Here is a 17371-nt window from a genome sequence, read left to right as displayed (position 1 = left end):
GACAGAGTGGCTGCGGCCAAGGAGTGATAAATGGTGACGTTTCTGATTTTTCTGATCGCGTGCGGCGCTGCGGCGACTACCGGGGTGATTTTCAAACCCGGGCCATGGTACGAAGGGCTGAACAAGCCCGGATTTACTCCACCCAATTGGGCGTTTCCGGTGGCCTGGACAATAATCTATCTATTGCTGGCCTGGGCCGGTTATCGCTTGAGCCTGATTCCTGGCAGTCAGACAGTACTGGCGCTGTGGGCGGCGCAGATTGCCTTGAACACGTTGTGGACGCCGGTGTTCTTCGGCGCGCATCAGGTGGCCGCCGCCATGGTGATTCTGCTGCTGTTGTGGCTGGTGGTCGCGGTGATGGTTTTTATGGCGTTGCGCCTGGATTTGATCACCGGGTTGATCCTGTTTCCTTATCTGGCCTGGCTGTGTGTGGCGGCGGCGTTGAATTTCTCGATTCTGCGCAATAACCCAAGGTGAGCAAGACTGACGTCCAGTGATTTTCAAGTGCTGAAGGGGCTCGTTTTGATCTATGAAAATAGAGACAGCCCCATTCTGCCAATCAGAAAAACCAGCAAAATCAGGAAAAAGATCCGAATAAAGCCACTTCCGTAACGCAGTGCCAGAAATACTCCGGTGAGGGAACCGGCGATGTTGCACAGCGCTACGACTCCACCTACAGCCCACAGTACATTTCCGGTTGGCACAAAAAACAGGAGTGCTGCGCTGAAGGTGCCCAGATTGACCAGTTTTGCAGAGGCGGATGCGTTCAAAAAATCAAAACCAAAGTATTTGACGAAGATGAATAACAGTAGGCTACCGCTGCCCGGACCGAAGACGCCGTCATAAAACCCGATCAGGCCACCAAAAAAAATGCCCCAGGCAATTTCTTTTGTTCCGCAATGAAAGTCAGTGCTGACCAGGCCTAATCTTTTTTCCGCAAAGGTATATATGGCCATGGCTATCAAAATAAAAAAAACTACAAACTCCATGATTTTCTTTGGAACAATTGAAACGGAAAACGCACCAAGAAACGCAAAAACAAATGCTGAAAGCATGGTGGGCAGCATCAATTTCCAGACGATTTTTATTCTTTTGGTATAGCTGTATATCGAAGAAAGGTTGCCCGCCAGAACCGCCAGCTTATTGGTTCCAAAAACAGTGGCCAAACTATACTGAGGCAGGGCATGTAGAAGTGCTGGCAGCTGTACAAGCCCGCCACCACCGACCGCCGCATCTATCAAACCACCGCAGAAAGCAAAAAAACCCAAGGCGAACAACGCCTGTTCAAAATCCATGCAGGGGACCCTTTCGGAACTGTAATTCTCCGTAAAGCATCACAACATCCTCGAAGCTATTTTTCCGTATTCAGATTTCGGTACATGGCCTCGAAAGCTCTGCCTACGCGCTCATTGTAGTTGAGCATGATGCCTTTCAGGCGGCCGAGTTTAAAGGGTAGATCCATCGTTCGGCCATACGCTTGCGCTGCGGCCAAAGCATGCAGGCCATGTTTGTTTTCGACTTCCCCCGAGTGGCCCATCACGTAACCTTTGGCGTTACGTAGTGCATGCACATTGTTTTTCAACAATGGATTGACTTCAAGCAACTTATCCTCAATGTACTGAGCGATAAAGTTATACTCACGACCATTCCAGAGTTCAGAAGCAATAGAAACCATCATCGCATCCATAATTGAGCTTTTGTGCTCAAGCGAGTTCAGAGCGGACTTGTGCTCTGCGATGCCCGTATTGTAAAGAAAGTCTGAAAACTCATTGCACTCCCGAACCTTGTATTGACTTTCAACCCAGGCAGTCGCGGCAAAAGCCGAAGTCATGTATTCGTACATACCGTCATGCCCTGGGTGTCCGAGCCCGAAGTCGTCTTTTGCAACTTCATGCATATGTGCCATGACATTGAGATATTCAATTTGTTTTTCAGCAGGTACGGACATTGCATCTGCTGAAAGCCGCATAATTATCTTTGCAGAGACCAGGCTAGTAGTTTTATGCGTTTCATTCCATCCGTTAAAAAATTTCAGAACAGCTGAACTCACTGTGTCTGTTTGAAGAAACGCTTTGAACGCGTTCTCCGCATGGCGTTGGGCTTCCTGGGTAATGGAATGATTGAGCACCTCCAGCATGGAATCCTGAATGTCAGCAATGTGCGTGACATTTGCCATTACTGGCTGTCTGCGCTGATTTTGCAATATGACTCGACCCGGTATTTTCAGGTTCTTTATGTGCTTTGGCAGCGCATCAATAAAAACCTCACCAAACTCTTGCATAGACCTGTAACTGTCAAACGCGTCAAGGCGACTCTGCAACATGGTTGAGTTCATGAGCTTATCCTTCTCCCTAAAGATATGTCGAGTTGGCCCCCTGATTTAAACTTCCATAATCAAATCAGGACTTGAACAGTATGTCACTTGATGGGTGGCGACAAGTGAATTATAATGATCAAATCATTCATTATAAGTGAGCAATAGCATGGAGCTTTCTCAACTTACTATGTTCAAGACGGTCGCGGATCACGGAAGTATCATTCGCGCCTCTGAACTACTGCACTGCGTCCCATCAAACATTACCAATAGAATCAAACTTCTAGAGAAGGAGCTCGGTGTTTCATTGTTTATCAGGAAAGGCCGGGGACTTGTTATCAGCCCTTCCGGTAGATTATTTCTCGGCTACGCAAACAAAATACTGTCTTTATGCCAAGAATCACAAAGAGCTCTCGATCCTGCGGCGGCGCCGTCAGGACTATTGAAGATCGGGGCAATAGAGTCATCGGCCACTGGCAGACTGCCCAAGCTGCTCTCAAAGTACCATCAACTCTATCCGTCTGTGCAAATGCAATTCAGCACAGGTGATTGGTCGCAGTTATTGAATGATGTGGTTGATCATAAACTGGACGGCGCCATCATTGCCGTCAATCAGGATCATCCGGATATTGAAAGTATCGAAATCTACAAGGAAGAACTGGTATTGATTGCCTCTTCAGCCGCGGGACAGATACATAAACCGCAAGACCTGAGTGGCACGGACATATTCATGTGGCCTGAAGGCTGTCCTTATAGAAGAGCGCTGGAAACCTGGCTGGACGCGCACGATGTCTCTGGTTCCATTACCAGCATCGCCAGCTATGGCACCATTCTCGGTTGCGTCAGCTCCAAAGCGGGTGTTTCGTTAGTTCCCAGAGGCGTATTTGAACAGTTTCGGCGGATTGGTGACATAAGCGGCTATGTATTTGACGACCTGCTGCCAATACAAAATTATTTTATAGGGAATAAAAACAGCGGGCCCCATCGAGCAAAAGAAAAATTTGCGGAGCTGCTCGTAGAGGAATTCAAGAACGTCTGAGGTCATGTCTGCAGTACGGCGTGCTCACTGAATTCAGTGCGCGCGCGGCGTGTTGACCTTACTGAGCATCGTCCTTGTGCAGCCGAAAAGGGTGCAACCGTATGTCGGTTGATGGCTGGCATTTCGAAATCGCGCTTTTCGACTCACCCTTCCCACCTGTCAAAAATCCCATTTATCCAGACAAAAGCGCGACTTTAGCTGACGCAAGACCAGTCCTTGTCCGTCCCGCGAGCGCTCGTGCCTGCTCGCAAACCCGCACAGGCACGGTGATCTATGCTTCATGCTGAATTAGTGATTTAACTAGGTAGTTACCTATCTATATAATGCACGCCTCATTTCAACGGGACATTCAACGTGAAGCAGAGTCAACGCCTCTCGGGCATATCAAAATTCATTCTGGTCGGGCTGGGGGTGATCATCGCCCTGCTCGGCCTGGCACTTGCGGCTGGCGGAGTGAAGCTGGTCAGCCTGGGAGGGTCGTGGTACTTCCTCGTGGGTGGTCTGGTGATGGCCGTATCCGGTCTGCTGATTGCTCGCTTCAAGACGGCCGGCGCCTGGCTGTTCGCGGCATTTCTGCTCGGGACAGCGATCTGGGCGGTGAGCGATGCCGGGCTGGTGTTCTGGCCGGTGTTCTCGCGCCTGTTCATGTTCAGCGCCGTGGGTCTGGCGGTGACGCTGGTCTACCCGCTGCTCAAGCGTGCCAACGGTGATGTTCCGGGTCGTGGCGCTTACGCCGTTGCCGCTGTCCTGGCCGTGGGACTGGCGGTGGCTGCCGGCAATATGTTCGTTGCGCACCCGACTGTCGCCGCGACCGGCACTGGTCCAGGCGTGACCCCGGTTGAGCCGGACAAGGCGCAAAAAGACTGGGCGCACTACGGCAATACCGAAGGCGGCAGCCGCTTTGCTGCGCTGGACCAGATCAACCGCAACAATGTCGACAAGCTGAAAGTGGCGTGGACCTACCACACCGGTGACGTCGCCGAGAGCGATGGCAACGGTGCCGAAGACCAGCTCACTCCGCTGCAGATCGGCAACAAAGTGTTCATCTGCACCCCGCACAACAACCTGATCGCGCTGGATGCCGACACCGGCAAAGAGCTGTGGAAGAACGCGATCAACGCCAAATCCAAAGTCTGGCAGCGTTGCCGTGGCATGGCTTATTTCGATGCGACCAAGAGCATCGCTCAGCCAAGCAATTCGAGCATCATCGAAGCCAAACCGGCGCCGGCCGCCAACTGCCAGCGCCGTCTGCTGACCAACACCATCGACGCCCGCCTGATCGCGGTCGATGCCGACACCGGCGAGTTCTGCCAGGGTTTCGGCAACAACGGTCAGGTTGATCTGAAGGCCGGTCTCGGTGACGTGCCGGACAGCTACTACCAGCTCTCCTCCGCGCCGTTGATGGCCGGTACCACTGTGGTGGTCGGCGGTCGTGTGGCCGACAACGTACAAACCGACATGCCGGGCGGCGTGATCCGTGGTTTTGACGTGATCACCGGCGCCATGCGCTGGGCCTTCGACCCGGGCAACCCGCAGGACAAACAGGCACCGGCCGATGGCAGCACGTATGTGCGCAGCACGCCGAACAGCTGGGCGCCGATGTCCTACGATCCGGCGACCAACACCGTGTTCCTGCCGATGGGCAGCTCGTCCACCGACATCTATGGTGTCGAGCGCAGCAAACTCGATCACACCTACGGCGCCTCGATCCTCGCGCTGGACGCCACCACCGGTGATGAACGCTGGGTGTTCCAGACCGTGCACAACGATCTCTGGGACTTCGACCTGCCGATGCAGCCGAGCCTGATCGACTTCACCAAGGACGGCAAAAGCGTTCCGGCGCTGGTCATCGGCACCAAGGCCGGGCAGATCTACGTGCTTGATCGCGCCACCGGCAAACCGTTGACCGAGGTTAAAGAAGTCCCGGTCAAAGCCGCGAACATCCCGAACGAACCGTACTCGCCAACCCAGCCAAAATCGGTGGGCATGCCACAGATCGGTGCCCAGCACCTGACTGAGTCGGACATGTGGGGCGCCACCCCGTACGACCAGTTGCTGTGCCGGATCGATTTCAAATCGATGCGTTACGACGGCCTGTACACCGCGCCGGGTACCGACAAATCGCTGAGCTTCCCGGGTTCGCTGGGCGGCATGAATTGGGGCAGCATCTCCACTGACCCGGTGCACGGCTTCATCTTCGTCAACGACATGCGCCTGGGTCTGTGGATTCAGATGATCCCGTCGCAGAACAAGGCTCAGGCCTCCTCCGGTGGCGAAGCGTTGAACACCGGCATGGGCGCGGTACCGCTCAAAGGCACGCCGTATGCGGTGAACAAAAACCGCTTCCTGTCGGTGGCCGGCATTCCTTGCCAGGCTCCGCCGTTTGGCACGCTGACCGCGATCGACATGAAGACTCAGAAAGTTGCCTGGCAGGTTCCGGTCGGCACCGTTGAAGACACAGGTCCCTTGGGCATCCGCATGCACTTGCCGATCAAGATCGGTCTGCCAACCCTCGGCGGCACCCTGTCGACCCAGGGTGGCCTGATCTTTATCGCCGGCACCCAGGACTTCTACCTGCGCGCCTTCAACAGCGGCAACGGTGAAGAGGTGTGGAAAGCGCGCCTGCCGGTTGGCAGTCAGGGCGGCCCGATGACCTACGTGTCGCCGAAGACCGGCAAGCAGTACATCGTCGTCACCGCCGGTGGTGCACGTCAGTCGACCGATCGCGGCGACTACGTGATGGCTTACGCCTTGCCGTAAGCCGCAGCGCCCGTGCTGAACACGGGCGCTTCTTTTTTGCGCGCGGCACCTGAGGGTGCCGCGCCGCTTTCCGATATCGCTACCGCTTTGAGCAGGAAGATCTCCATGTTTGGTTTTACTCGTAACGGCTGGGTCAATGGCGTGCTGTTGGGCCTGACCTGCAGCGCCACCCTGCCCGCCTTCGCCGATACCGATTCAAACCTGTTGACCCGCAATACCCTGACCGGCGATTGGGGCGGTCTGCGCCACCAGATGGACCAGGACGGCATCAAGTTCACCGGCGATTACACCGGTGAAATGGCTTACAACGCCGATGGCGGCCTGCATCGCTCCGGCCGTTACTCGCAGAACATCAAGCTCGGCGCGCAGTTCGACCTGAGCAAGTTGTATGGCGTAGAGAACGCCGGCAAGGTTCAGCTGACCATCAACGACCGCCGCGGCAACAGCGCCTCCGAAGATCTGGTTGGCAACCGCCTGCCGATCCAGGAAAACTACGGTGGTCTCTACACCCGCCTGACCGAACTCAGCTACGAGCGCAGCCTGTTCACTCCAGCGCTCAACGTGAAGCTGGGTTACATGGCCATGGGCAACGACCTCGGTGGTCTGGACAGCGGCATTCTGTGCAACTTCATGAACGCCGGTTTCTGCGGCCATCCGCTGAACATGTCCGGCGGCAGTGGCTGGACCAACTATCCCAACGCACACCTGGGCGTGCGGGTGAAATACGACTTGTCGCCGTCCTGGCAACTGCGCGTGGCCGCGTTCAACGTCGATCCGGAAAGCAACGGCAACTCCAGCCGCGCCTGGCATCTGGGCCCGAAACACACCACCGGCACCGTGGTGCCGATCGAACTGGTGTACAAGCACGCGGGCCAATTGCCCGGCGAATACAAGCTGGGTTACTACTACGACAGCTCCGACGTGAAACGCATCGGCAGTGACAAAGAAGTATCCGGCCGTGGCGGTCACTACTTGCTGATCGATCAGGCGGTGTGGAGTTCGCCAACGTCCGAGGGCCGCAGCCTGCATGCGTTCGGCCAGTACTCGGCGGCCAGCGAAGCGGCTTCGCCGTTCAGCAAGTGGTATGGCACCGGACTGGTGCTGTACAAACCGTTCGAAGGTCGCCCGCGCGACACCGTTGCTCTGGGCTACGGCCGCGCCGTGCCTAACCCGCGCAGCCGCGACGTGCAACAGGACGCCGCCATGGCCAACGGCACGCAGTTCCCGAACCTGGACAGTGGCGAGCAGTTGATCGAACTCGGCTACGGCTACCAGGCCACGCCTTGGCTGACGCTGCGCCCGAACATGCAATACATCATCGAACCGGGCGCGTTTTCCGGGCAGGACATCGACAATGCGTTGGTGTTTGGCTTGCAGGTGAAAGCCTCGCTCTGAACCTTCGATGTGAAGCAATTGCAGACTCAAACAACCCGGCCTATCGCCGGGTTTTTTGTTGCTCGATTATCGCGACTCGGGAGGCTCTCTTATCACGTGTTCAACGCTGACTGCGGCGTATCGGGATCAAGCTGCCGACGCCGGAATTGCCCCGGAGGCTGGCCGTGGATCTGGCGGAAGCGCCGGGAAAAATAAGCCTCATCCGCGAAGCCGCACAACCTCGCCACCTCGCCCACCGGCCGTGTGCCGTTAAGCAGGTAATTGCGCGCTGCGTGCATCCTGCGTTCGAGCACCAGTTCGGTAAACGTCTTGCCGATTTCCTTGCGTAACCAGTGCGTCAGGTACGTCGGAGACAGATAGGTCGCGGCCGCTACCTTGATCAGATTCAGATCGGGATCGGCAATGTTCTTGCGCAGATACTCATACATGCGGCTCAGCGCATCGCGTCGACTGGCTTCAGCCGCATTTTCCTCTGCCAGGCGTTTGAGCGGTTCGGCATACAGAAAACACACGTTGCCGATCAGTTGCAGCAACAAGCCCTTGAGCATTTCGCGGGTACCTAACTGGCGGTTCTCATCCAGCGTGCGCATCTGCTCGATCAAGGCACAGACCTTGTTGAAATCCGCATCCTCCAGAACGAAGTCCAGATGCTCCTGAAAGCGGAACGGCGACAGCTCAGGCGCGAGAAGAATCGACACCTCCTCCAGATCCATCGGGTCGCACTGCAAATGCGGCAACAGGAAGGTTTGGGAGAAGTTGATCACCATGAACTTGCTGTCCGCAGGATGCGGGATCACATGCACCCGATGCGGCAGGATAAAGGCCAGCGTATTGCGCGGAAACGGACGCACAGCGTTGCCAATGTGCTGCACGGTGTCGCCGCCGAGGTTGACCTGAATCTGGAAGTACTCATGCCGATGCGGGCTGGTCTCGGCGCGGCGGCCCTGTTTGTCGCGAATGTAAAAGTCGGTGAGTTCACTACGTTGCTGCATGACAAAGGTGGGGACACGGCTGGGTGACGACATTTTTTGAGAATCCTCGACAGGTACGTTGGCAGGTTGTCCTGGCGTTGCCGGGCAAGTGGCGATGTTTATCTTGAAGCCTCAGGGGTGCTCCTTCAAGAAGTCATACGATGTCTCTGCTCGTGAAAAATTTTGCCAGTGCGCGAATCGATTTCGACTGTCCAAAAAAATAAATTGTGGATGATTTAGATTTTCCGTTTAAAAACAAATAGGTAGGCAATTATCAGGCGGCGACGCCATACAGATTTACTGTGGGATGTTTTTGGACAGGTTTGCCAAATCGGTTTTTCAACAAAAAAACGATCTAAAACCCGGATTGCTTTAACAAGGTTGTACGACCACTGTGATTACCCATGCAGCCCGACCTCTTTCAAAAACAATCAAAGGTGCGCACGTCATGACTCTGCTATTGCTCCCCGCTGATCCCCCCGAACTTATGCCTGTAGCGCTTGGCGCACGACGAACCTGAACGTCTGCCGCTAACGCTCACTGTCTTTTTTCAGCACTCGATGGCTCGCTCCCTGCTTTTGCGGGCAAGGCGTCGGCTGCCCGCAAACATCTCGACATTTCTAACAATAAAACGAGGCTCACTCATGTCGAATACCCACACTTCCCAATCGAGCGCTGCGCCATTGCTTCCCGGCGCGCGCGACACCGTGTTGCCTCAGCGACTGCCTTCGCGGCGGCGCTGGTTCATGCTCTCTTTGCTGCTGATCGCGACGATCATCAACTACATCGACCGGGTGAACATTTCGATTGCGGCACCGTTCATGGCCAAGGATCTGGGCCTGGACAAGATCGAAATGGGCCTGATTTTTTCCGCGTTCGCCTGGACCTACGCGCTGGCTCTGGTGCCGGCCGGGTTTATTGCCGACCGCTTCGGTTCCCGTTTTACCTACGGTGTCTCGCTGATCAGTTGGTCGACGGTCACCGTCTGCCAGGGTTTTGCCAGCGGATTCGCCTCACTGTTCGGTCTGCGCCTGGCCGTCGGCGCCATGGAGGCTCCGGCGTTTCCGGCCAACAGTCGTGCGGTCACGGTGTGGTTTCCGGCTCGCGAGCGCGGTCTGGCCAGCAGTATCTATGTATGCGGCCAGTACCTGGGCACAGCGTTGTTTACCGGGGCGCTGTTATGGCTGGCCACGACCTTTGACTGGCGCCATGTCTTCTACAGCACGGGCGCGCTGGGCATCGTTTTTGGTGTGCTGTGGCTTTATCTGTATCGCGACCCGTTGAACTGCAAGAAAGTCAGCAAAGAAGAACTGACCTACATCGAAGCAGGCGGTGGTCTGGTCAAGAGCAGTCAGGAGCGCACCCGCTTCAACTGGCGGCAAATCGCCGAGCTGTTCAGCTACCGGCAGATCTGGGCGATTTGCATTGGCAAGTTCGCCAGTACCTCTGCCCTGTACTTTTTCCTCACCTGGTTCCCGACTTACCTGATCGAGGAACGCAAACTGACCATGATCAAAGCCGGGATTTTTGCCGTGATGCCATTCGTGGGCGCCACCGTCGGCATTCTTCTCGCCGGGATTGTGTCCGACCTGCTGATTCGCCGGGGCTACTCGATGTCCTTCGCACGCAAATTGCCGCTGGTGATTGGCTCGATGCTCGGAATGTCCATCGTTCTGGTCAATTTCACCGACTCCAACATGATCTGCATTGCCGTGTTGACCGTGGCCTTCTTCGCTCAGGGCATCGCCTCGTCTTCGTGGGCGGCGGTGTCGGAAGTGGCGCCCAAGGAACTCATCGGGCTCACCGGCGGCATCACCAGTCTGGCCGCGAACATCGGCGGCATCGTTACGCCGATCGTGATCGGGGCGATTGTCCATGCCACCGGCTCGTTCGCCTGGGCCTTCTGGTTCATTGGCGCTGTCGCACTGATCGGCACCCTTTCCTACTCGCTACTGCTCGGCCGTTTGTATCGCATCGAATTGAAGACCAACTGAGCCGCAAAGCACCGTTTTCTCCAACCAGAGGCGGCTTTCGTCCAACTTTGCCAACGAGCGCCGCCGTACGCTGAAGCTTCTGACAGGACATTTAACAGGATGAACATGACTGAGTATGTTTTTACCCCGGATCTGCCAGTGACCTTGCCGGTTGTCGGCAGTGAGCAACGTTTTCCCGTCGGCCGGGTGTTTTGCGTCGGCCGTAATTACCCCTGGCCAGACACTCAGGGGCAATCTCGCCAGCCACCGGTATTTTTCATGAAACCGGCGAGCAACGTGGTGGATGCCGTTGGTGAAGTGCCCTTCCCGCCGCTGACCGACGAGTTCGCCCACGAAATCGAACTGGTCGTCGCCATCGGTGAAGGGGGCGCCGATATTCCAGAGAGTCAAGCGCTGGCCTATGTATGGGGCTACGCCGCCGGCCTCGACCTGACCCGCCGCGACGTGCAGCGCCAGGCCAAAAGCAGCGGTTTGCCATGGGAAGGGGCCAAGGTGTTCGACGGTGCCGCACCGATGACCGCCATTGTCCCCGTCAATCGGTTGGGCCATCCCGACGGTGAGCTATGGCTGAACGTCAACGGTCAGGAGCGTCAGCGCGACAGCCTCGATAACCAGATCTGGTCGGTCAGTGAAGTGATCAGCCGGATTTCCCGATCGGTGACGCTCAAGGCCGGCGATCTGATCATGACCGGCAGCCCGGCCGGCGTCGATGTGCTGCAACCGGGCGACATCATCAACGCCGGCATCGACGGTATCGGCCAACTCGAAATGCGCGTCGGCCCACGGACTTGATCCCGCGCCACGCCCAACCTGATTCGTAGACAGGAGAACAATAAGATGTCGAGCGCTCAACCTTTGAAAGTAGCCCTGGTGACCGGTGCCGGTAGCGGAATCGGCCGCAGTGTGGCACTCGGTCTGATGGCCGACGGTCACTCCGTGGTACTCGCCGGACGCCGACCGGAACCGTTGCAGGAACTGGTCGAGATGGCAGCCCTGCAAGGCCATCAGGCGTTGGCGGTGCCCACCGATGTGCGTGACCCGGCCAGTGTCGATGTGCTGTTTGCCACCATCGCCGAAGTCTATGGACGCCTTGACGTAGTCTTCAACAACGCCGGGGTCAATGCCCCCGCCGTTCCCCTGGATGAACTGACGTTCGAGCAGTGGCGCAACGTGATCGACACCAATCTCAACGGCGTTTACCTCTGCGCTCGTGGTGCCTTCGGTTTGATGCGCCGCCAGCAACCGCAGGGCGGCCGGATCATCAATAACGGCTCGATCTCGGCTCACACGCCACGCCCTTTCAGCAGCGCCTATACCGCCAGCAAACATGCCGTGCTCGGGTTGACGAAATCACTGGCGCTGGACGGTCGCGAATTCAACATCGCCTGCAGCCAGATCGATATTGGCAACGCCCTCACCGAAATGTCGGTGCGCATGACCAAAGGTGTGCGCCAGGCCAACGGCAGTATCGCCGTGGAGCCGATGGTCGACGTCAAGCATGTGGCTGATGCCGTGCGCTATATCGCGGCCCTGCCACTGTCGGCCAACGTCCTGAACATGACAGTCATGGCCACGGCCATGCCTTTTGCCGGTCGCGGTTAAGCCGGCCTTTTATCGAGTAAGTGAGGTTTACATGAAGCCAGAAGTCCTGCAGCTCAGCCCGATCCTGATTCCCGAAATCAACGCCCGTCTCAGCGAGCTGTTTACGATCAGACGTTACTTCGAGCAGGCTGACAAAGCGGCGTATGTGCACGAGCACGGGGCCAATATCCGTGGCGTGATCACCGGTGGCCATACGGGGATCAGCCAGGCGCTGATGGCACGGCTGCCGAAACTGGAAGTGGTGGCCGTCAATGGCGTCGGCACCGATGCGGTAGACCTGGCTTACGCCCGGGATCGCGGGATCCGCGTCACTGCAACCATCGGCGCGCTGACCGAGGACGTCGCCGATCTGGCGATCGGTTTGCTCATCGCCGTGTGTCGTGGCCTGTGTACCAGCGACCGTTATGTGCGCTCCGGCCAGTGGCCGCAGAGCCCGACACCGCTGGCACCGCTGCCGCTGGCTCGCCAGGTCTCCGGCATGCGCATCGGCATTGTGGGCATGGGCCGGGTTGGCCGCGCCGTGGCGGTGCGGGCGGCTGCGTTCGGTTGCCCGATCAGTTACACCGATCTGCAACCGATGAGCGATGTCGGCCACACCTTCGTGGCTGATCTCAAGCAATTGGCCCGCGACAGCGACGCCTTGATACTGGCAGCCGCCGCCGATAAAGCCGAGGCGATTATCGATGCTCAGGTGCTGCAGGCGCTGGGCAAAGATGGATACCTGATCAACGTGGCGCGGGGCAAACTGGTCAACGAAGAGGATCTGGTGGCAGCCCTCACGGCCGGCGAGATTGCCGGTGCGGCGCTGGATGTGTTTGTCGACGAACCGAATGTGTCTGAGGCGCTGTTCGCCAACGAACAGGTGGTGTTGCAGCCCCATCGCGCCAGCGCAACGCTGCAGACCCGCACACGAATGGGCGAAATGGTCGTGGCGAGTCTGCTCGACAGCTTTGCCGGAAAAACACCACAGGGATGCGTCACCGGCTAGCGGTAATCAGACATCTCTGACTCTGCACGAAAGCGTCGCAGGCGCGCCCAGGCATCAGGCCTGTGAGCGTGACCTGCGTTGCCCTCGTTTGATGGATGCGGCCAGCCATCGAACCTTTACAGCGAAAACACCGTCCGAGCTAAGACGTAATTGTTGACCGCTCGCCACGAGGTTTCCGTTTGAAAGCCACCATCGTCAAAAAATACCGCTTGATCATCAAGACCATGGGCTACGTGGGCTGGTCGCTGTTCTGGCTGTTGCTCTGGGACATCGCCGTCACCGTCGATTTCATGTTGTTCCTCAACGCCAAGATCAACCTGCCGCTGATGCCTCTGACTTTGCTCGGTTCTGCTCTGGTGGTGCTGATCAGTTTCCGCAACAGCAGCGCCTACAACCGTTGGTGGGAGGCGCGCACCCTGTGGGGCATGATGATCAACAGCTCGCGCAGCTTTGCCCGGCAGGTGCTGACGCTGCTGGATGATCCCGACAACGAAGTGAACCCGGTGAAGGCGACGCTGTTGCGCCGCCATGTGGCCTACGTCAATTGCCTCGCGGCGCATCTGCAAGGTCAGCCTTGCCCGGAGGAAGTCCGCGCGTTCATCCCGGCGGATGAATTCGCCCGTAGCGGCACCACCAACAACTTTGCCAACGACATCCTCACCGGTTCCGCGGCGCTGCTCGCCCGGGAATACAAGGCCGGGCGCCTGGACAGTATTCGTCTGGCACGGCTGGAATCGACGATGGTCGATCTGTCCAACAGCCAGGGTGGCATGGAGCGGATCGCCAATACCCCGCTGCCCTACCCTTACGTGTACTTCCCACGCCTGTTTATCTCGCTGTTCTGCCTGATTGTGCCGGTGGGCCTGGTGGAGTCGCTGGGTTGGTTCACCCCGCTGGCCTCGACGGTGGTGGGCTTCATGCTGCTGGCCATCGAACGCATCGGTACTGACCTGCAAAGCCCGTTTCGCCACAGCGAGCACCAGATCCAGATGGAAGCCCTGTGCGAAACCATCGAGAAAAACCTGCAGTCGATGCAGCGTGATTCGTTGGGGGATGTGCACAGGGTTGAAGAAACCGCTTGAACAACGATCTGAGGGATGCCAAGGCGTAAAGCCCTGGCGAGTCGCAGGTATTACTTCTTCTTTTTCGCCGGCTTGTCAGCCTTCTTTGAGTCCTTGGCCTTCTCCGGCTTGCTATCGGCTTTTTTCGCAGACTTTTTCGGTTCGGCGTCTTTCTTCTTGTCTTTCTTGTCGGAGGACTTGGAAAGCGCCGAAGCTGCCGCTGATTTCTTTTCCGGCGAAGACTTTTTGTCTTTCAAGTCCTTGCTGGCTTTCGAAGCGTCGTCTTTTTTGCTTTTCTTCTCGTCTTTAGCCACGTTGACCACCTCTCGGAATGTGCCGGTATTGGCACCGGGCCTGTGCGAATGAACACAAGCTGATCGTTAGGCGTGGGCGTTCGGGCGGGGTTCAGATTATTTGACTCGATCGAGCGACTTGGCGAAAGCCAAAGGCGGACGTTCGATTACGTCCGCAGACTACTGATAACGGACATTGTTAAGCCACCTTGGTACTCCTGAAAAATCCGCCCCTTTATTCCGGATTTTTCAGGAGTACGCTCCTTTACCCGAGTGCGCTGGCAAAACGCCTGGGGCGTCGGGCTCTCCTCCCATTGTGCAACGCCTTGCGGCAGAACCAGCCAAGGTTGCTTGCGTCGCGTCCAGATATGCGCGACCGGCGTGAAGCGCTCCGAACCTTCCAATACGCCGCCCCGCACCACACGCATGCCGGGCGCGGCGCTGGTCTCGTTGAACAGTCGGGTATGGCACTCGCCGCAGACATGTTGCGTGGAGGTATGCCCTTGGTGCTCGTGTGCAAAGGTCGCTGTTTCGCCCGTCACCTGCACTGCCGAAGCCGCGCATAGCATATGCAGGCCGAACGCGCTGCCGCTCCAACGCTGGCAGTTCAGACAATGACAGGCATACAGCGGTGGCAGTTGCTGCGCCTCAATTTCGATGCTGACGTGCCCACACAGACATTGACCGGTGAATCTCATGCGTTGACTCCTTACAATGACGCCCGGATAAGTTCGGCGCGCATGATCCCTTTTCACTCGCCCGAGCAGAAGAGCAAAAAAGGAGCAACTGTTGGTCAAGAATGTATGAGCGGTCTTGAGTGGGAAAGCCAGCAGGTGTTCCTTGCGGTGCTGCGCTCCGGCAGCCTGAGCGGTGCTTCGAAGTTGTTGGGGATTGCGCAGGCCACCGCGCGCCGACGCCTCGATCATCTTGAGCAGACACTCGGCTTGAGCCTGTTCACCCGCACGCCCTCAGGCCTGACACCTACGAGTGGGGCGCAGCGCCTCATCGATCATGTCGAAGCCATGGACCTCGCCGCGCAAGCCTTCAACCGGGCGGCCAGCGCTGAAACGTCAGTGGACCACGGCACGGTACGGCTGACCTGTGGCGAATTGCTGGGGGTTGAGGTGTTGCCCGCTTTACTGCGGAACTTCCATTACAACCATCCTGGATTGAAGCTCGAACTGAGCATCGGCGACGCACTGGAAGATATCGCCAGGCTGCAATCGGATATAGCCGTACGCCTGATGCGTCCTATGGAGGCCGATATCGCGGTGCGGCGAGTCGGCAGCTTACGGATCGGCATCCATGCCAGTGCCGAGTGCCTGGAGCGTTATGGTGACCCCGTCAGCCTGACGTCGCTGCGCCAGCGGCCGATGATCGGGCCAGACCGTCGCTCAGCCGACTTGCGTCGTTTGGTCGACGTCGGGCTGTTTGAAGCCGATCAGCATTTCGCGATTGCCACGGATCATCACCTTGCGCAACTGGCTGCATTGAAAGCGGGATTGGGCTTCGGTCTTTGCCCGATACCTATCGCCAGAAGCCATGGGCTGATTCACGTATTGCCAGACAGCTTCGGCTTCGAGGTCGATGTGTGGATCGCGATGCACAGTGACTTGCGCAAAATCAAACGGATCGCCAAGGCGTTCGAAGTGATAGGTGAGGAACTGCATCACTATCTGCGCTCGAATGACCATTGAGGGAAGTGATTGAGCGTCCGCTGTTTGACCCGCTGGTAATGAGGGTATGTCAGTGGATGAAGTCAAACGTCCGCTTCAGCCATTAGTTGACGTTCAATTTGGGGGGCTGCCCCCCGCTGTTTACCAAAGGCTTGTGGCTGTTTAACAATCCGCCAACAGGTCGGTAAGGCCCCGGCGGAAGGCACACCTACCTACATCGTTCTACCACTGGCTTGCTCATAGCACGCAAGAAAATGCCGCCACTGCGATTCATCCCAGAAAGAATGCCGTCTGAGTTGCGGAATGTCGTGACGCGCCGCACCCATTGCCGTAGCCCGACCGCGAGATTTCTCCAGGTCAAGCAGCGCCAGTTCGAAATCGAAGTCTGTGTCGGTAATCGACGCCTTGATAAAGACGTGTTTGGAACGCATGCAACCGTGCTGCCATCTGCCCGAGTGCATCCGTGCCAGCATTTGCGCTAAACGCTCAAAAAGTCGCAGATGTTGCTCTGTGGTCAACAGGCTTGCAGCGCCCTGGCTATACCAGGTATCCAGATCAATGAAGCCGCCCAGGTCTTTGGTAACCAAGACACCCTGCCATACGCCGTCGACTTTTCTCGCGCCATAAAATACCGGTCTCGGCGCATTCACACCCAGCTCTTCGAGTCTTGAAAGGGCAACGCCTTCACGCAATGCAGTGGGTCGGCCAGTGGGGTAACGGAGACTGCGGAACAAATGGCCGGTTTGACGCTTTACGAAAAACGTCTTGTCACCCTGAACAACCAACTGGACACCGCTGGTGCCGCTGCGGCGCACATTCGGCGGTTCAACCCACGATCCAGACGTACCCCACCAGAAATCAAACTCATCGCCTGCCCTGCCCATTGCGCGCTCCATTTATTGTAGAAATCGTTTCGTGCGACGTTTGCATGAGGGTCGCACCAGCAGCTCAGTCTGTTGGTAGACGTTAATAGTTCCCTCGTTGTTCGCGGATTTTAGGGCCAGGTTGGGGCTTTTACGCGACTACGTGACGACAATTGGCTATTGAGGGGTGTTTGGCCCTTCAGGTGTGTCCTTTTCGCCGATAGCTAACGACATCAAACACAGATGCCAACCGTGTCGCGAGGGTCCGCCGACTGTCTTTCGATCAACCTTAAAGCTCGTTAAATTGACCCAGATCATGATTCAATTCGATTGAAGGAAATAACGAACAACCTTCTTGATCGGCATTTTCTTTGTGCTAAAAGTATTGCCGCCAGTGGCTCCTTACAGGGATGAG

The 17371-nt window shown here is 57.0% G+C and carries 17 protein-coding genes; 10 read left to right on the top strand and 7 right to left on the bottom strand.

The window, feature by feature from the left end:
- Positions 1 to 33: 33 nt before the first annotated feature.
- Positions 34 to 477, top strand: a complete 444-nt coding sequence (gene tspO / locus ACS4NR_RS07715; RefSeq protein WP_456020372.1) for a tryptophan-rich sensory protein TspO — start codon at positions 34 to 36, stop codon at positions 475 to 477.
- 50 nt (positions 478 to 527) lie between these two features.
- On the opposite strand, the gene ACS4NR_RS07710 is transcribed toward tspO, so the two are convergent.
- Positions 528 to 1295 (bottom strand): sulfite exporter TauE/SafE family protein, encoded by a 768-nt coding sequence (locus ACS4NR_RS07710; protein WP_095135790.1) that lies wholly within the window; start codon positions 1293 to 1295, stop codon positions 528 to 530.
- Positions 1296 to 1351: 56 nt separating this feature from the next.
- Positions 1352 to 2335, bottom strand: coding sequence for a hypothetical protein (locus ACS4NR_RS07705; RefSeq protein WP_115984668.1), 984 nt, complete (start codon positions 2333 to 2335; stop codon positions 1352 to 1354).
- 148 nt (positions 2336 to 2483) lie between these two features.
- Between ACS4NR_RS07705 and ACS4NR_RS07700 the strand changes: the two genes are divergently transcribed.
- Both ACS4NR_RS07700 and ACS4NR_RS07695 read left to right on the top strand, forming a co-directional pair.
- Positions 2484 to 3353, top strand: a complete 870-nt coding sequence (locus ACS4NR_RS07700) for a LysR family transcriptional regulator (RefSeq protein ID WP_456019595.1) — start codon at positions 2484 to 2486, stop codon at positions 3351 to 3353.
- A gap of 354 nt (positions 3354 to 3707) precedes the next feature.
- Positions 3708 to 6113: a glucose/quinate/shikimate family membrane-bound PQQ-dependent dehydrogenase gene (locus ACS4NR_RS07695; protein ID WP_456019594.1), complete on the top strand. Its 2406-nt coding sequence runs from the start codon at positions 3708 to 3710 to the stop codon at positions 6111 to 6113.
- On the opposite strand, the gene ACS4NR_RS07690 is transcribed toward ACS4NR_RS07695, so the two are convergent.
- Positions 6098 to 6220, bottom strand: coding sequence for a hypothetical protein (locus tag ACS4NR_RS07690; RefSeq protein ID WP_456019593.1), 123 nt, complete (start codon positions 6218 to 6220; stop codon positions 6098 to 6100). The genes ACS4NR_RS07695 and ACS4NR_RS07690 overlap by 16 nt on opposite strands.
- On the opposite strand from ACS4NR_RS07690, the gene ACS4NR_RS07685 reads away from it, so the two are divergent.
- The gene (locus ACS4NR_RS07685) at positions 6219 to 7508 is read left to right on the top strand and encodes a carbohydrate porin (RefSeq protein WP_456019592.1); all 1290 of its coding nucleotides are present in this window, start codon (positions 6219 to 6221) and stop codon (positions 7506 to 7508) included. The two genes, ACS4NR_RS07690 and ACS4NR_RS07685, sit on opposite strands and share 2 nt — an antisense overlap.
- A gap of 92 nt (positions 7509 to 7600) precedes the next feature.
- Here the strand turns inward: ACS4NR_RS07685 and ACS4NR_RS07680 are convergent, their stop codons facing one another.
- Positions 7601 to 8533 (bottom strand): AraC family transcriptional regulator, encoded by a 933-nt coding sequence (locus tag ACS4NR_RS07680; protein WP_456019591.1) that lies wholly within the window; start codon positions 8531 to 8533, stop codon positions 7601 to 7603.
- A 590-nt stretch (positions 8534 to 9123) separates the two neighbouring features.
- Here ACS4NR_RS07680 and ACS4NR_RS07675 point away from each other — a divergent pair.
- The 5 genes from ACS4NR_RS07675 (at position 9124) to ACS4NR_RS07655 (ending at position 14145) form a co-directional block, all read left to right on the top strand.
- The gene (locus tag ACS4NR_RS07675; protein ID WP_456019590.1) at positions 9124 to 10473 is read left to right on the top strand and encodes an MFS transporter; all 1350 of its coding nucleotides are present in this window, start codon (positions 9124 to 9126) and stop codon (positions 10471 to 10473) included.
- 99 nt (positions 10474 to 10572) lie between these two features.
- Complete coding sequence (locus ACS4NR_RS07670) at positions 10573 to 11265, top strand: fumarylacetoacetate hydrolase family protein (RefSeq protein ID WP_456019589.1); 693 nt, start codon at positions 10573 to 10575, stop codon at positions 11263 to 11265.
- A gap of 45 nt (positions 11266 to 11310) precedes the next feature.
- A complete protein-coding gene (locus ACS4NR_RS07665) occupies positions 11311 to 12075 on the top strand; it encodes an SDR family oxidoreductase (RefSeq protein WP_456019588.1) in 765 nt (254 codons plus the stop codon).
- A gap of 31 nt (positions 12076 to 12106) precedes the next feature.
- A complete protein-coding gene (locus tag ACS4NR_RS07660) occupies positions 12107 to 13063 on the top strand; it encodes a 2-hydroxyacid dehydrogenase (RefSeq protein ID WP_456019587.1) in 957 nt (318 codons plus the stop codon).
- Between the two features lie 179 nt (positions 13064 to 13242).
- Entirely contained in the window at positions 13243 to 14145 is a 903-nt protein-coding gene (locus ACS4NR_RS07655; RefSeq protein ID WP_204894628.1) for a bestrophin family ion channel, read from the top strand.
- A 50-nt stretch (positions 14146 to 14195) separates the two neighbouring features.
- On the opposite strand, the gene ACS4NR_RS07650 is transcribed toward ACS4NR_RS07655, so the two are convergent.
- Positions 14196 to 14438, bottom strand: coding sequence for a hypothetical protein (locus ACS4NR_RS07650; protein WP_007967139.1), 243 nt, complete (start codon positions 14436 to 14438; stop codon positions 14196 to 14198).
- A gap of 146 nt (positions 14439 to 14584) precedes the next feature.
- The gene (locus tag ACS4NR_RS07645) at positions 14585 to 15115 is read right to left on the bottom strand and encodes a GFA family protein (protein WP_456019586.1); all 531 of its coding nucleotides are present in this window, start codon (positions 15113 to 15115) and stop codon (positions 14585 to 14587) included.
- Positions 15116 to 15157: 42 nt separating this feature from the next.
- Here ACS4NR_RS07645 and ACS4NR_RS07640 point away from each other — a divergent pair, with 42 nt between their 5' ends.
- Positions 15158 to 16114 (top strand): LysR family transcriptional regulator, encoded by a 957-nt coding sequence (locus ACS4NR_RS07640; protein WP_456019585.1) that lies wholly within the window; start codon positions 15158 to 15160, stop codon positions 16112 to 16114.
- A 191-nt stretch (positions 16115 to 16305) separates the two neighbouring features.
- Here ACS4NR_RS07640 and ACS4NR_RS07635 read toward each other — a convergent pair whose 3' ends face one another.
- Entirely contained in the window at positions 16306 to 16977 is a 672-nt protein-coding gene (locus ACS4NR_RS07635; protein WP_456019584.1) for a lipopolysaccharide kinase InaA family protein, read from the bottom strand.
- Positions 16978 to 17371: the final 394 nt, after the last annotated feature.

The sequence above is a fragment of the Pseudomonas sp. JQ36 genome (assembly GCF_053851495.1).
This window is presented reverse-complemented; position numbering and strand designations above follow the sequence as displayed.

Coding starts and splice junctions, on each gene's coding strand:
- ACS4NR_RS07710 (WP_095135790.1), bottom strand. CDS start 1,295: ATGGATTTTGAACAGGCGTTGTTCGCCTTGGGTTTTTTTGCTTTCTGC.
- ACS4NR_RS07705 (WP_115984668.1), bottom strand. CDS start 2,335: ATGAACTCAACCATGTTGCAGAGTCGCCTTGACGCGTTTGACAGTTAC.
- ACS4NR_RS07700 (WP_456019595.1), top strand. CDS start 2,484: ATGGAGCTTTCTCAACTTACTATGTTCAAGACGGTCGCGGATCACGGA.
- ACS4NR_RS07685 (WP_456019592.1), top strand. CDS start 6,219: ATGTTTGGTTTTACTCGTAACGGCTGGGTCAATGGCGTGCTGTTGGGC.
- ACS4NR_RS07690 (WP_456019593.1), bottom strand. CDS start 6,220: ATGGAGATCTTCCTGCTCAAAGCGGTAGCGATATCGGAAAGCGGCGCG.
- ACS4NR_RS07680 (WP_456019591.1), bottom strand. CDS start 8,533: ATGTCGTCACCCAGCCGTGTCCCCACCTTTGTCATGCAGCAACGTAGT.
- ACS4NR_RS07675 (WP_456019590.1), top strand. CDS start 9,124: ATGTCGAATACCCACACTTCCCAATCGAGCGCTGCGCCATTGCTTCCC.
- ACS4NR_RS07670 (WP_456019589.1), top strand. CDS start 10,573: ATGAACATGACTGAGTATGTTTTTACCCCGGATCTGCCAGTGACCTTG.
- ACS4NR_RS07665 (WP_456019588.1), top strand. CDS start 11,311: ATGTCGAGCGCTCAACCTTTGAAAGTAGCCCTGGTGACCGGTGCCGGT.
- ACS4NR_RS07660 (WP_456019587.1), top strand. CDS start 12,107: ATGAAGCCAGAAGTCCTGCAGCTCAGCCCGATCCTGATTCCCGAAATC.
- ACS4NR_RS07645 (WP_456019586.1), bottom strand. CDS start 15,115: ATGAGATTCACCGGTCAATGTCTGTGTGGGCACGTCAGCATCGAAATT.
- ACS4NR_RS07640 (WP_456019585.1), top strand. CDS start 15,158: ATGATCCCTTTTCACTCGCCCGAGCAGAAGAGCAAAAAAGGAGCAACT.
- ACS4NR_RS07635 (WP_456019584.1), bottom strand. CDS start 16,977: ATGGGCAGGGCAGGCGATGAGTTTGATTTCTGGTGGGGTACGTCTGGA.